The following is a 13,973-nucleotide window of genomic DNA, read 5'->3' on the forward strand; positions in this document are numbered from 1 at the left end:
CCTCTTCGCGAGCAAGCCCGCTCCCACAGGGAAGTGGGAGCGGGCTTGCTCGCGAAGGGGCGCGCCGCCGATCAATGCCCCATCAGCCAATGTTGATGGGGTCCCGGCAAGGTCCAGATGCCGAACAGCATGACCAACAAGCCGCCGGCCATCCGCACGCTGCGTTTGCGCAAAAGTGCGGTGATGCGCTCTGCGGCAAGGCCTGTGGCCAGCAGCACCGGCCAGGTGCCGAGCCCGAACGCGAGCATCAACAACGCACTGTCCAGCGCGTTGCCCTGACTGGCCGACCATAACAAGGTGCTGTAGACCAGGCCGCACGGCAGCCAGCCCCAAAGTGCACCCAACAGCAGCGCGCGCGGCACGCTCGATACCGGCAGCAACCGGTTGGCGACTGGCTGGATGTGCCGCCACAAGCCTCGACCGAGGCTTTCGATACGGGTCAGGCCGCTCCACCAGCCGGCCAGGTACAGGCCCATGGCGACCAGCAGCAGTCCGGCGAGGATACGCAGGAACATCGCCGCCGGGCTGCTGGCCACGGCCCATCCGGCCAGGCCGATCAGCAGTCCGGCGCAGGCATAGCTCAGAATCCGTCCCAGGTTGTAGGCCAGCAGCAGGCGAAAGCGGCGGCTGCGTTGTTCCTTGGGAATCGCCAGGGTCAGCGCGCCCATCAAGCCGCCGCACATGCCCAGGCAATGGCCGCCGCCAAGCAAGCCGAGGATCACCGCAGACACCAGCAGGGGCGCCAATTCAAGCATGGGGCGGGGCCTTGTCTTGCGGTTTGGCCGGATTGGTTGGTTGACCGCTGGCCTCATCGACGGCGGCGGTGTGGTTCGGGTCCTGGTCGTCGAACAGGATGCTGTGGGCCGGGCCGTCGAGGTCGTCGTACTGACCGCTGTCGACCGCCCAGAAGAAGATATAGACGGCGATGGCCACGATCAGCAGCGCAGCGGGAATCATCACGTAAAGAGCTGGCATCTGGACTCCATGCCCGCGCGGCTCAGGCCGGCAGCGGGCGGGTTTCTGGCGTGGTGGAGAGGGCGGGCGCGCTCGGCATCCGAGTCAGGCGCAGCGCGTTCAACACCACGGTCAACGAACTGATCGACATGCCCACCGCAGCCCATACCGGAGTGATCCAGCCGAGGGCGGCGAAGGGCAACATGAGGCCATTGTACAACCCGGCCCACAGCAGGTTCTCGATAATGACCCGACGGGTGCGCCGCGCCAGGCTGAAGGCTTGCACCAGCGCGTCGAGGCGGTTGGACAGCAACACGGCATCGGCACTGGTTTTCGCCAGGTCGGTGGCCGAGCCCATGGCGACGCTGATATCCGCAGCCGCCAGTACCGGCACGTCATTGACCCCGTCACCGAGCATCAACACCTTGCGACCTTCCTTGTGCAGTCGTTGCAGGACCTGCAGTTTATCGTCCGGCCGCAAACCGCCGCGGGCTTCATCGATACCGAGTTGCGCCGCCACGCTGGCGACCATCGGCGAGCTGTCACCGGACAACAACAGCGTGCGCCAGCCACGCGCCTTGCACGCGGCCAGCAATGCGGGCGCATCGGCACGCAAGCGATCATCGAGGACGAACCAGGCCAGCGGTCCCTGGCGGTCGCCGAGCAGCAGCCATTGGCCGGCTTCTTCGGGTATCGACGGCACCCCGGCGCCGCTGAGTTCACAGACGAAACGCGGTTGGCCGATGCGCAGGCGTCGCCCCTCGACCACCCCCTCCAGGCCCAGGCCCGGAGTGCTGTGGACTTCTTCAGCGGCCAGTGGCGCGCGTCCGAACGCACGGGCGATCGGATGTTCGGAACGGTTCTCCAGGGCGGCGGCGAGGCTCAGGCATCGATCACTGTCGAGCGCGCCGAGCGGGCGGATCGAGCGCAATGCCAGGCGGCCTTCGGTGAGGGTGCCGGTCTTGTCGAAAATCACTGTGTCGATCTGGTTCAGGCCTTCCAGGACATGGCCGCGGGTCAGCAACAAACCGAGTTTGTGCAGCGTGCCGGTGGCCGCGGTGAGGGCGGTCGGCGTCGCCAGCGACAAGGCGCAAGGGCAGGTCGCCACCAGCATCGCCAGCACAATCCAGAAGGCTCGCGAGGCATCCAGTTGCCACCACAGCAGACCAATCGCGGCGGCGGCGATCAGCGACAACAGCAGGAACCATTGCGCGGCGCGGTCGGCGATTTCCGCCAGGCGCGGCTTTTCGGCCTGGGCACGATCAAGCAGGCGAACGATGGCCGAGAGGCGAGTGTCCTGGCCCAGGGCCTGAACCTCAACGGTCAGCGCGCCTTCGACGTTCAGGGTGCCAGCGGTGACCGCATCGCCGAGGGTGCGTGGTTGCGGCAGGTATTCGCCGGTCAGCAGCGACTCGTCGACACTCGACTGCCCGTCGAGGATCTTGCCGTCAGCCGGGAGAATGGCGCCCGGATGAACCAGAACCCGGTCGCCGACACACAGTTCGCTGAGCAGAATGCGTTCGCTCTGGCCATCGGGTGCCAAGCGCAGGCACGAGGCGGGCAACAGATTCACCAGCTGTGCAGTGGCGGCGGCCGTGCGCTCGCGGGCGCGTCGTTCCAGATAGCGCCCGGCCAGCAGGAACAGGGCAAACATGCCGACGGCATCGAAATACAGTTCGCCGACCCCGGTGATCGACGTCCAGATCCCGGCAATGTAGGCGCTGCCGATGGCCAGCGACACGGAAACGTCCATGGTCAGGTGGCGGGTGCGCAGATCGCGCATGGCGCCTTTGAAAAACGGCGCGCAACTGTAGAACACGATCGGGGTGGTGAGGAACAGGGCGACCCAGCGCAGGATGGTGTGCAGTTCAGGGCTGAGGTCGATGTTGAATTCAGGCCAGGTGGCCATGGTTGCCATCATCGCCTGGAACCACAACAGCCCGGCCACACCGAGCTGACGCAGGGCCAGGCGGTTTTCGCTGGCCAGTTGTTCGCTGGCCCGGTCGGCCTGATACGGGTGTGCGGCGTAACCGATCTGGCGCAGTTCGCTGAGGACGTGGCTCAGCGGTAACTGCGCATCGGTCCAGCGTACGTGCAGGCGATGGTTGGACAGGTTCAGGCGCGCTTCGGCCACGGCCGGCAAGGCGCGCAGGTGTTTTTCGATCAGCCAGCCACAGGCTGCGCAACTGATGCCTTCCATCAACAGCGTGGCTTCGGCGAGTTCGCCATCGTGGCGGACAAAGGGCTGCTGCACATCGGCGCGGTCGTACAGCGCCAGTTCGTCCACCAGTTGCACCGGCAGCGCTTCGGGGTTGGCCGAGGCTTCGCTGCGGTGCTGGTAATAGCTTTCCAGGCCGCCGGCGACAATGGCTTCGGCCACGGCCTGGCAACCCGGGCAGCAGAACTCGCGGGACTCCCCGAGCACGACGGCGGTGAAGCGACTGCCGGTCGGGACGGGCAGGGCGCAGTGATAGCAGGGCAGAGGGGTGGTCATGAGGTTTTCATTAATGCCGCTGGAACTCTGTCGTCAGGTAGGGCCTCTTCGCGAGCAAGCCCGCTCCCACAGGGATCAACTGTGGGAGCGGGCTTGCTCGCGAAGCGCAGGCTTTTTACTTCTTCAGGTCTTCCGCACCTTGCAGCGGTTCATCACCGAGCAGCAGATCCTTGTCATGGCTGACCGGTTCCTCTTCGAACATGCGCCAGATGTGGTCGTCCTGAGTACCGAGCAATTCGACAAAACGCCGGCCTTCAATCTTGTCGCTCAACTGGCCGATGTAGCGGCCCTGTTCGGTTTCGCTGCGGGTGAGGGTGATCTTGCGATCCTTCTCCGGCTGGGTCGGCGAGATCAGATTGAGCTCCAGGGTCTTGGGCTGGCTCTCGCCGCTCAGGCGCAGGTCAACTTCGCCGGTCAAGTCATCGAGATGCACGCTGGCGCGCATTTTCAGGGTCTGGGCCAGCAGCTCACGGTCGAGGGAGCGGTTGATGCCTTTGCCGGCCTCGTAGTAGTTGTCGTTGACCAGATTGTCCGGGTTGTTCACCGCAATGGTCACCATGGACAAGGTCAGGGTCACCGAGCAGGCCAGGATCCCGATGATGATCCATGGCCAGAGGTGCTTGTACCAGGGACTTGCGGCAGTTGCAGCGGGCATGTTCAGTTCTCTCAACGATTTTGTGGGCCGATGAACCGGCTCTTGGCTTCAATGTGGACGCTGTCGTCATCGGCATCCTTGAGGATGAATTTCACCTCGTTGGTGCTCGACGGCAGTTTTTCCGGTGCGACGGACAGTTCGGCAGGCTGGCTGACGATCTCGCCGGCCGCGACCTTGATCTCGCGCCGGCCCTGCAATTTGAGATCCGGCAGGCCAGAGGCTTCGAGCACGTAGGTATGGTCGCGCTGGTCCTTGTTCATGATTTTCAGGCTGTAGACGTTTTCGATCCGGCCTTCGGCGTTCTCGCGGTACAGCACGCGGTCCTTGCTGACATCGAAACCCACCAGCGAACGCATGAAGAACGCCGTCACCAGCAAACTGATCATCGCCAGCAGCACCACGGCATAGCCGATCAGGCGCGGGCGCAGTTTATGGGTTTTCTGCCCGGACAGGTTGTGCTCGGTGGTGTAGCTGATCAATCCGCGCGGGTATTCCATTTTGTCCATGACGGCGTCGCAGGCATCGACGCAGGCGGCGCAACCGATGCATTCGATTTGCAGGCCGTCGCGGATATCGATACCGGTCGGGCAGACCTGGACGCACATGGTGCAGTCGATGCAGTCACCCAGGCCCTGGGCCTTGTAGTCGATACCTTTTTTGCGCGGGCCACGGGACTCGCCACGGCGCGGGTCGTAGGAGACGATCAGGGTGTCCTTGTCGAACATCACGCTCTGGAAGCGTGCGTACGGGCACATGTAGATGCACACCTGTTCGCGCAACCAGCCGGCATTGCCGTAAGTGGCGAGAGTGAAGAAGCCGACCCAGAAGTACGACCAGCCATCCGCTTCACCGATAAAGAAGTCGATGGTCAATTCGCGGATCGGCGAGAAGTAGCCGACGAAGGTCATGCCGGTGACGAAGCCGATCAGCAGCCACATGACGTGTTTGCTGAATTTGCGCAGGAACTTGTTGGCGCTCATCGGCGCCTTGTCGAGCTTGATGCGTTGGTTGCGGTCGCCTTCGGTGACCTTTTCGCACCACATGAAAATCCAGGTCCAGACGCTCTGCGGGCAGGTGTAGCCGCACCAGACCCGGCCTGCATAGACCGTGATGAAGAACAGGCCGAACGCGGCGATGATCAACATGCCCGACAGCAGGATGAAATCCTGGGGCCAGAAGGTGGCGCCGAAAATGAAGAACTTGCGCTCCGGCAGGTTCCACCAGACCGCCTGGTGACCGCCCCAGTTCAGCCACACCGTGCCGAAATACAGCAGGAACAACACGGCACCGCCGGTCATCCGCAGGTTGCGGAACAGGCCGGTGAAGGCACGGGTGTAGATTTTTTCTCTGGAGGCGTAGAGGTCGACGCTGTTGTTCGCGTTCTTGTTGGGTGGAGTGATGTCGTGTACCGGAATCTGGTTGCTCATCATTGCATCCCACGGCAGTGGAAAAATGCCTCGGTCAGTACGTGCCGGCCGGGGTCAAAAAGGGGTGTTGCAGTGGCTTAATGATACGCCTGTCGCTCTGGCTCAAGGGTGTGACCTTTGGTCGCGTTGGGGAAAAATCACGAATGGTGTAACGAATGTAACAAAGGATGATGCAGGTCAATTGACTTGTTGAGTATGGACGGGTTTCTGCCGGGTGTTGTTGTCAGGTGGGGCTGCGGCGTCCTACATGCCTTGAGACAAAGATGGATTGAAGGACCAATTGCCACGGCTGTATTGTTTTTTGTGCCGCTTATGGCATTAAACGTGCGCCGCAAAATTGATTGCTGATGTTTCTGCGGTGGGCTTTTTTCAAGGAAGAAAGATTATGGATGACGCTATGGAACAGGAATCGGATGTTGGCCGGGAAATCGATGTGTTAAGGACAATCCTCAGCATGGGAATTCCGGGAGCTCCGTTGCTGAACGCTTATCTTGAAACGGCTCTTGCCACGCTTGAGTCAGAGGGTGCCTTTCCCAAGGTCGAGGCTTCCACTGGCCTGGGGGATGCCAAGAATGACAGGCCGCTAAAGGAGTCCGGCAGGAGCACGGGTTCGGGCTCTCTGGATAGTCTGGGGGGCGGCAATATTCTCTGAGTCAGTCCCGGGAATCGCATGATCGATCCGGGAATCCTCTCGCAAGCTTGAATGAAAACGGCCCCGCCAATTCACATTGGCGGGGCCGTTTTTTGTTGCTTCAAGCGTTTGCCTTACTGGGCGTCCGCTGCCTTCTCGCCGTGAGACAGGCTGTAGACGTAAGCGGCCAGCAGGTGAACCTTGTCGTTGCCTTGCAGCTGTTCTTGCGCAGGCATCTGGCCCTGACGGCCGTAACGGATGGTCTGCTGCAGTTGAGCGAAGCTCGAACCGTAGATGAACGCGGCAGGGTGAGTCAGGTCAGGTGCGCCCATCGCTGGCGTGCCTTTGCCTTCCGGACCGTGGCACGCCACGCAGTTGGTGGCGAACAGTTTCTGCCCGGCAGCCGGGTCGGCCTTGGTGCCTTCCGGCAGCTTGCGGCCATCGAGGTTGGTCAGCACGAATGCGGCCACGTCGGCCACGCCTTGCTCGCCGATCACTTCAGCCCACGCAGGCATCACGGCATGACGGCCGCCCATGATGGTGGTCTTGATGGTTTGCGGCTCGCCGCCCCAGCGCCAGTCGGCGTCGGTCAGGTTAGGGAAGCCATAGGCGCCCTTGGCATCGGAACCATGGCAAACCGAGCAGTTGGAGGCGAACAGGCGGCCACCCATCTTCAGGGCTTGCGGGTCCTTGGCCACTTCTTCGATTGGCATGGCTGCGAACTTGGCGAAGATCGGACCGAACTTGGCGTCCGACCTGGCCATTTCCTTTTCCCACTCGTGAACGCCGGTCCAGCCGGTCTGGCCGTTGGCGAACGGGGTCTGCTTCTCGTTGTCGAGGTAGCCGTAACCCGGCAGCAGGCCTTTCCAGTTACCCAGGCCCGGATACAGCGCCAGGTAGCCCAATGCGAAGATGATGGTGCCCACGAACAGCATGAACCACCATTTCGGCAGCGGGTTGTCGTACTCCTCGATCCCGTCGAAGGAGTGCCCCACGGTCTCGTCCGTTTGCTCTGCGCGCTGGCCCTTGCGGGTCGACAGCAGCAGCCAGGTCAGGGAAAAGATCGTACCGAGACTGAGGACTGTGACGTACAGACTCCAGAATGTAGTCATTCTTTGTTACTCCTAGAAGCTTGCTCGACGTGCTTGATGGCTTCGGGATCATCCGCGAAAGGCAGCAAGGTCGCGTCTTCAAACTCCGACTTGCGCTTGGGGCTGAACACCCACAGTGCCAGTCCGATGAAGGCCACCATGACAACTACGGTGCCCAGGCCACGAATCATCCCGATATCCATTTAGATCACCGTTTGCTTTTGATGATGGTGCCCAGGCCTTGCAGATAGGCCACCAGCGCGTCCATTTCGGTTTTGCCCTTCACGGCATCCTTGGCACCGGCGATGTCTTCGTCGGTGTAAGGGACGCCGAGCGTGCGCAAGACTTCCATTTTCTTGGCGGTGTCTTTGCCGTCGAGCTTGTTTTCCACGAGGAACGGGTAGGCCGGCATTTTCGACTCAGGCACTACGTTGCGCGGGTTGTACAAGTGCGCACGCTGCCAGTCATCGGAGTAACGACCGCCGACACGGGCCAGGTCCGGACCGGTACGCTTGGAACCCCACAGGAACGGGTGGTCCCAGACGCTTTCACCGGCGACCGAGTAGTGGCCGTAGCGTTCGGTCTCGGCGCGGAACGGACGGATCATCTGCGAGTGGCAGCCGACACAACCGTTGGCGATATAAACGTCCCGGCCTTCCAGTTCAAGGGCGGTGCGGGGCTTCATGCCCTCGACCGGCTTGTTGGTGACATCCTGGAAAAACAGCGGAACGATCTGGGTCAGGCCGCCAACGCTGACGGCGATGACCATGAAGAAGGCCAGCAGGCCAATATTCTTCTCGACTGCTTCATGCTTCATCAGTGAGCTCCAACTACAACGATCTGTTCGGCGGCTTCAGCTTCTGCCGGGTTCGAGGCGCGTACGGTGCGGAAAACGTTGTAAGCCATGAACAGCATGCCGGTGGCGAAGAACGCACCGCCCAGGGCGCGAACGATGAAGCCAGGGTGGCTGGCTTGCAGCGCTTCGACGAACGAGTAGGTGAGGGTGCCGTCGTCGTTGATTGCACGCCACATCAGGCCTTGGGTGATGCCGTTGACCCACATCGAAGCGATGTACAGAACGGTACCGATGGTCGCGAGCCAGAAGTGCGTGTTGATCAGGCCGGTGCTGTGCATCTGCGCACGACCGAACAGTTTCGGGATCATGTGGTAGATCGCGCCGATCGAGATCATCGCCACCCAGCCCAGAGCGCCGGCGTGTACGTGGCCGATAGTCCAGTCGGTGTAGTGCGAGAGCGAGTTGACGGTCTTGATCGCCATCATCGGACCTTCGAAGGTCGACATGCCGTAGAACGCCAGGGACACCACCAGGAAGCGCAGGATCGGGTCGGTGCGCAGCTTATGCCAGGCGCCCGACAGGGTCATCATGCCGTTGATCATGCCGCCCCAGCTTGGAGCCAGCAGGATGATCGACATGGCCATGCCCAGGGACTGAGCCCAGTCCGGCAGTGCGGTGTAGTGCAGGTGGTGCGGACCGGCCCAGATGTACAGGGTGATCAGCGCCCAGAAGTGCACGATCGACAGGCGATAGGAGTAGATCGGACGCTCGGCCTGTTTCGGCACGAAGTAGTACATCATCCCCAGGAAGCCGGTGGTCAGGAAGAAGCCCACGGCGTTGTGGCCGTACCACCACTGGATCATCGCGTCCGTCGCGCCCGAGTAGGCCGAGTAGGACTTGAACAGGCTGACCGGCAGCGACATGTGGTTGACGATGTGCAGCATCGCGGTCACGACGATGAACGCGCCGTAGAACCAGTTACCCACATAGATGTGCTTGGTCTTGCGCTTGACGATGGTGCCGAAGAACACCAGACCGTAGGTGACCCAGACAATGGCCAGCAGAATAGCCAGGGGCCATTCCAGTTCCGCGTATTCCTTGGTGGTGGTGAAACCCATCGGCAAGGTAATGATCGCGCCGACAATCACCGCTTGCCATCCCCAGAAGGTGAAGGCGGCGAGGCTGTCGGAAATCAGTCGCGTTTGGCAGGTTCGCTGCACGACGTAATAGGAAGTGGCAAACAGTGCACATCCACCGAAGGCGAAAATCACCAGGTTGGTGTGCAGCGGGCGCAGGCGTCCAAAGCTCGTCCACGGCAGACCGAAGTTCAACTCCGGCCAGACCAGTTGCGAGGCGATGAAGACACCGAGCCCCATGCCAAGGATCCCCCAGACCACCGTCATGATGGCGAACTGGCGGACTACCTTATAGTTATAAGCAGTCGGACTGATTGCTGTGCTCATTCTAAGGTTCCACGGTTTGGGTGTTTTATTAGGATTAAAAATCGGCCGCAAGTATGGAGAAAGCAGGGGGTCATTGCAACGCGCCATGACCTGGGTCAATGCTTTCAAATGCTGATTCTGCGGCCTTTCCATGCGCCGCGTAGGGACAAAAATACCCGTGGGCAAAACGTCCCGTCGGACTGATCGGGCGAGGGGGTCAGGTCGGATGTAACGGGGTGTGTTCAAACGCAACGTTTGGCTGACCGAAGGCAACTGGCGCGACAGCCGGTATCTACCAGCCTTTGCGGCCTGTCATCGGGCAGATTCGTCGAACACATCGTTCAGGGTCGACCTGGAACCGGCACCGGCCAGTCCGCATGGGGGGAAGCTTAGACTCGAATCCGGGGTTCCGAAAGAAAGTCTGTGCGAGGGTGCGACAATGGGTCGCAAAGGGGCAGGGAACTGCCGCATCCGGGAGAATGCGGCAGCAGAGCGCTCGGGATTTATTCGCGGTTGTGTTCAGCCTGCAGGCGCTCGGTATTCAAACCGTGGGACAGGCTGTACACATACGCGGCCAGCAATTGCACCTTGTCATTGCCGAGCAGTTCATTTTGCGCCGGCATATGGCCCTGGCGACCATGCCGAATCGTTTGTTCAAGCTGCGTCAGGCTGGTGCCGTAGATGAAGCCGGTCGGGTGCGTGAGGTTCGGCGCGCCCATGGCTTCAGTGCCCTGGCCGTTTGCCCCGTGACAGGCGACGCAGGTGGTGCTGAATGCCTGCTGTCCGGCCTGCAGGTCGGCTTTGCTGTCGGCAGGCAACGGCAGGCGGGCCAGGTCATGGCGCACATAAGCGGCGACGTTCTTCACGCCTTCTTCCCCCAGGACTTCACCCCAGGCCGGCATCGCCGCCATCCGGCCACCCATGATGGTGGTCTTGATGGTTTCTGCGCTGCCGCCCCAGCGCCAGTCGCTGTCGGTCAGGTTGGGGAAGCCGTATGCACCCTTGGCATCCGAGCCGTGGCACACCGAGCAGTTGGAGGCAAACAGGCGGCCACCCATTTTCAGCGCCTGTGGGTCCTTGGCCACTTCTTCCACGGGCATCGCCGCGAACCTGGCGAAGATCGGCCCGAACTTCGCGTCAGCCTTGGCCATTTCCTTTTCCCACTCGTGCACGCCGGTCCAGCCGTTTTCATAGCCGGGGAGGATGCCTTTCCAGTTGCCCAGGCCGGGATAGAGGATCAGGTAACCGACCGCAAACACCAGGGTGCCGGCGAACAGCATGAACCACCATTGCGGCAACGGGTTGTCGTACTCCTCGATGCCGTCGAAGCTGTGGCCCATGGTCTGGTCGACGCTGCCCTTGGTTTCGCCCTTGCGGGTGCCGATCAGCAGCCAGGTCAGGCCGATCAGGCTGCCGATGGTCAGTACGCAGATCCACGTACTCCAGAAGGTGGTCATGGCCGGGTACTCCTTGTTGCTGATTCTTCGGTGATGTCGGGTTGTGGCTCGTCGGCGAACGGCAGCAGGCGCGCTTCGGCGAATTCCGGGCCGCGCTTGCCGCTGAACACCCAAAGGGTCAGGCCGACGAAGGCCACGAACACCACGACCGTGCCCAGGCCGCGGATCATTCCAGTGCTCATTTCAATGAACATTGCTCACCTCTTGCTCTTGATGGCAGTGCCGAGCACTTGCAGGTAGGCGACCAGCGCATCCATTTCGCTCTTGCCTTTGAGCGAGGTGACGGCACCGGTGATGTCCTCGTCGGTGTACGGCACGCCCAGGGTGCGCATGGCGCGCAGCTTGGTTTCGGTATGACTGCTGTCGAGCTGGTTGGCCACCAGCCACGGGTAGGCCGGCATCTTCGACTCCGGCACGACGTTGCGCGGGTTGTACAGGTGCGCCCGGTGCCAGTCATCCGAGTAGCGCGCGCCGACCCGTGCCAGGTCCGGTCCGGTGCGTTTCGAGCCCCACAGGAACGGGTGATCCCAAACGCTTTCACCGGCCACCGAGTAGTGCCCGTAGCGTTCGGTTTCGGCGCGGAACGGACGGATCATCTGTGAGTGGCAGCCGACGCAGCCTTCGCGGATATAGATGTCGCGACCTTCCAGTTGCAGCGCGGTGTAGGGCTTCATGCCTTCCACCGGTTTGTTGGTCACGTCCTGGAAGAATAGCGGGACGATCTGGGTCAGGCCGCCGATGCTCACGGCCAGGATCATCAGCAGCAGCAACAGGCCGACGTTTTTCTCGATAGTTTCGTGTTTCATGGCGGACTCCTCAGGCCATCTGCGCGGCAGCGGCGACTTCGGCAGGCTGCGAGGCCCGCACGGTGCGCCAGGTGTTGTAGGCCATCAGCAACATGCCGCTGAGGAAGATCGCCCCGCCCACCAGCCGCACGACGAAGCCTGGATGGCTGGCCACCAGGGTTTCGACGAAGGAGTAAGTCAGCGTGCCGTCCTCGTTCACCGCACGCCACATCAGGCCCTGGGCGATACCGTTGACCCACATCGAGGCGATGTACAGAACGGTGCCGATAGTGGCGAGCCAGAAGTGCGCGTTGATCAGGCCGATGCTGTGCATCTGCTCGCGGCCGAAGACTTTCGGGATCATGTGGTACAGCGCGCCGATGGAGATCATCGCCACCCAGCCGAGCGCGCCGGCGTGTACGTGGCCGATGGTCCAGTCGGTGTAGTGGGAGAGGGCGTTGACGGTCTTGATCGCCATCATCGGCCCTTCGAAGGTCGACATGCCGTAGAACGCCAGCGACACCACGAGGAAGCGCAGGATCGGGTCGCTGCGCAACTTATGCCAGGCGCCCGACAGGGTCATCATGCCGTTGATCATCCCGCCCCAGCTCGGCGCCAGCAGGATCAGCGACATCACCATGCCCAGCGACTGCGCCCAGTCCGGCAGTGCGGTGTAGTGCAAGTGGTGCGGACCGGCCCAGATGTACAACGTGATCAGCGCCCAGAAGTGCACGATCGACAGGCGATAGGAATACACCGGGCGCTCGGCCTGTTTCGGCACGAAGTAGTACATCATCCCGAGGAAGCCGGCGGTGAGGAAGAAGCCTACGGCGTTGTGGCCGTACCACCACTGGACCATCGCATCGGTGGCGCCCGAGTACAGCGAGTAGGACTTGGTGAAGCTGACCGGCAATTCCATGTTGTTAACGATGTGCAGGATCGCCACGGTGATGATGAATCCGCCGAAGAACCAGTTACCGACATAGATGTGCTTGGTCTTGCGCTGCATGATCGTGCCGAAGAACACGATGGCGTAGGCGACCCAGACGATGGTGATCAGGATGTCGATCGGCCATTCCAGCTCGGCGTATTCCTTGGAACTGGTGTAGCCCAGCGGCAGGCTGATGGCCGCCAGGAGAATTACAAGCTGCCAGCCCCAGAAACAGAACGCGGCGATTTTCGGTGCGAACAACCGGGTCTGGCAGGTGCGTTGCACCGAATAGAACGAACTGGCAAACAACGCGCAGCCACCAAAGGCGAAGATCACCGCGTTGGTGTGCAGCGGGCGCAAGCGGCCGAAGCTGGTCCACGGCAAATTGAAGTTGAGTTCGGGCCAGACCAACTGGGCAGCGAGAAAAACCCCGAGCCCCATGCCGACGATGCCCCACACCACCGTCATAATGGCGAATTGGCGGACCACCTTGTAGTTGTAGGCGGTACTGATAGAAGTGTTCATGGTTCCCCATCCACGGTTCAGCCGAAGTGGGCGCGCTCGCGCAAGGCAGTGCACCCTTCGGCCGGAGTTATAGGCAGACTGAAAGCGAGGCAAGCATGGACAAAGGGCACAAGGCCGGTATTGACGGGGATCAATGGGCGCAGTGCGTGCGGGATCATGGATGGTTGTGGAATGCTGCGGCCGGCAAGGCTGCGGCGACGCTCATCCTCGCCCACGGCGCCGGCGCACCGATGGACAGCGACTGGATGAGCGACATGGCTGCACGCCTCGCCGTTCAAGGCATCAACGTGTTGCGTTTCGAATTTCCGTACATGGCGCAGCGGCGTGTGGATGGCGGCAAGCGCCCGCCGAACCCGGCGCCGAAACTGCTGGAATGCTGGCGCGAGGTGTATGCCCAGGTGCGACGCCATGTCACTGGGCCGCTGGCCATGGGCGGCAAGTCCATGGGCGGGCGGATGGCCAGTCTGCTGGCCGATGAGTTGGGGGCGCACGCGCTGGTGTGCCTGGGTTATCCGTTCTATGCGGTGGGCAAACCGGAGAAACCGCGGGTCGAGCATTTGGCCGGGTTGAAGACTCGGACCCTGATCGTGCAGGGCGAGCGCGATGCACTGGGCAATCGTGAGGCGGTCGAGGGGTATGCGCTATCGCCGGGTATCGAAGTGTTCTGGCTGGTGGCGGGGGATCATGACTTGAAGCCGTTGAAGGCTTCGGGGTTTACCCATGAGCAGCATTTGGCGGCTGCGGCGCAGAGAGTGGCTGCATTTCTTCGGTGAGATTTTTAATGC

At 61.8% G+C, this 13,973-nt stretch carries 15 protein-coding genes; 2 read left to right on the top strand and 13 right to left on the bottom strand.

Annotated features, from left to right (window positions below):
* Positions 1-71: 71 nt before the first annotated feature.
* The 5 genes from ACCD00_RS01635 to ccoG all read right to left on the bottom strand — a co-directional run bounded on the left by ACCD00_RS01635 (position 72) and on the right by ccoG (position 5,530).
* Positions 72-755, bottom strand: a complete 684-nt coding sequence (locus ACCD00_RS01635; protein ID WP_413421367.1) for a sulfite exporter TauE/SafE family protein — start codon at positions 753-755, stop codon at positions 72-74.
* On the bottom strand, positions 748-975 hold the full coding sequence (gene ccoS / locus ACCD00_RS01640; RefSeq protein ID WP_085716788.1) for a cbb3-type cytochrome oxidase assembly protein CcoS: 228 nt from the start codon (positions 973-975) through the stop codon (positions 748-750). The genes ACCD00_RS01635 and ccoS overlap by 8 nt, the downstream gene beginning before the upstream one ends.
* Before the next feature lie 22 nt (positions 976-997).
* Positions 998-3,448 carry a heavy metal translocating P-type ATPase gene (locus ACCD00_RS01645; RefSeq protein WP_413421369.1) on the bottom strand — a complete coding sequence of 817 codons (2,451 nt, stop codon included), beginning with the start codon at positions 3,446-3,448 and terminating at the stop codon, positions 998-1,000.
* Between the two features lie 115 nt (positions 3,449-3,563).
* Positions 3,564-4,103 (bottom strand): FixH family protein, encoded by a 540-nt coding sequence (locus ACCD00_RS01650; RefSeq protein ID WP_413421371.1) that lies wholly within the window; start codon positions 4,101-4,103, stop codon positions 3,564-3,566.
* Between the two features lie 11 nt (positions 4,104-4,114).
* A complete protein-coding gene (gene ccoG, locus ACCD00_RS01655) occupies positions 4,115-5,530 on the bottom strand; it encodes a cytochrome c oxidase accessory protein CcoG (RefSeq protein WP_413421373.1) in 1,416 nt (471 codons plus the stop codon).
* Between the two features lie 385 nt (positions 5,531-5,915).
* On the opposite strand from ccoG, the gene ACCD00_RS01660 reads away from it, so the two are divergent.
* Positions 5,916-6,182, top strand: a complete 267-nt coding sequence (locus ACCD00_RS01660; protein ID WP_413421375.1) for a hypothetical protein — start codon at positions 5,916-5,918, stop codon at positions 6,180-6,182.
* A 113-nt stretch (positions 6,183-6,295) separates the two neighbouring features.
* On the opposite strand, the gene ccoP (ACCD00_RS01665) is transcribed toward ACCD00_RS01660, so the two are convergent.
* The 8 genes from ccoP (ACCD00_RS01665) to ccoN (ACCD00_RS01700) all read right to left on the bottom strand — a co-directional run bounded on the left by ccoP (ACCD00_RS01665) (position 6,296) and on the right by ccoN (ACCD00_RS01700) (position 13,188).
* A complete protein-coding gene (gene ccoP / locus ACCD00_RS01665) occupies positions 6,296-7,273 on the bottom strand; it encodes a cytochrome-c oxidase, cbb3-type subunit III (RefSeq protein ID WP_413421377.1) in 978 nt (325 codons plus the stop codon).
* A complete protein-coding gene (locus tag ACCD00_RS01670) occupies positions 7,270-7,455 on the bottom strand; it encodes a CcoQ/FixQ family Cbb3-type cytochrome c oxidase assembly chaperone (protein WP_003175465.1) in 186 nt (61 codons plus the stop codon). The genes ccoP (ACCD00_RS01665) and ACCD00_RS01670 overlap by 4 nt, the downstream gene beginning before the upstream one ends.
* Positions 7,456-7,460: 5 nt before the next feature.
* Complete coding sequence (gene ccoO / locus ACCD00_RS01675; protein WP_007905434.1) at positions 7,461-8,069, bottom strand: cytochrome-c oxidase, cbb3-type subunit II; 609 nt, start codon at positions 8,067-8,069, stop codon at positions 7,461-7,463.
* Positions 8,069-9,511, bottom strand: coding sequence for a cytochrome-c oxidase, cbb3-type subunit I (gene ccoN / locus ACCD00_RS01680; protein ID WP_007974131.1), 1,443 nt, complete (start codon positions 9,509-9,511; stop codon positions 8,069-8,071). The genes ccoO (ACCD00_RS01675) and ccoN (ACCD00_RS01680) overlap by 1 nt, the downstream gene beginning before the upstream one ends.
* Positions 9,512-9,993: 482 nt before the next feature.
* Complete coding sequence (ccoP, locus tag ACCD00_RS01685) at positions 9,994-10,947, bottom strand: cytochrome-c oxidase, cbb3-type subunit III (protein WP_413421380.1); 954 nt, start codon at positions 10,945-10,947, stop codon at positions 9,994-9,996.
* Positions 10,944-11,141 (bottom strand): cbb3-type cytochrome oxidase subunit 3, encoded by a 198-nt coding sequence (locus tag ACCD00_RS01690; protein WP_413421382.1) that lies wholly within the window; start codon positions 11,139-11,141, stop codon positions 10,944-10,946. Before ACCD00_RS01690 ends, ccoP (ACCD00_RS01685) begins: the two co-directional genes overlap by 4 nt.
* A gap of 3 nt (positions 11,142-11,144) precedes the next feature.
* Positions 11,145-11,753 carry a cytochrome-c oxidase, cbb3-type subunit II gene (gene ccoO / locus ACCD00_RS01695; RefSeq protein WP_413421384.1) on the bottom strand — a complete coding sequence of 203 codons (609 nt, stop codon included), beginning with the start codon at positions 11,751-11,753 and terminating at the stop codon, positions 11,145-11,147.
* A gap of 10 nt (positions 11,754-11,763) precedes the next feature.
* The gene (gene ccoN / locus ACCD00_RS01700) at positions 11,764-13,188 is read right to left on the bottom strand and encodes a cytochrome-c oxidase, cbb3-type subunit I (protein WP_111282303.1); all 1,425 of its coding nucleotides are present in this window, start codon (positions 13,186-13,188) and stop codon (positions 11,764-11,766) included.
* A gap of 95 nt (positions 13,189-13,283) precedes the next feature.
* Here ccoN (ACCD00_RS01700) and ACCD00_RS01705 point away from each other — a divergent pair, with 95 nt between their 5' ends.
* Positions 13,284-13,961, top strand: coding sequence for an alpha/beta family hydrolase (locus ACCD00_RS01705; protein ID WP_413421387.1), 678 nt, complete (start codon positions 13,284-13,286; stop codon positions 13,959-13,961).
* Positions 13,962-13,973 lie beyond the last annotated feature (12 nt).

The organism is Pseudomonas sp. Pseusp3, from assembly GCF_047304225.1.
In the GTDB taxonomy this organism is placed as follows: Bacteria; Pseudomonadota; Gammaproteobacteria; order Pseudomonadales; family Pseudomonadaceae; genus Aquipseudomonas; species Aquipseudomonas fluorescens_CD.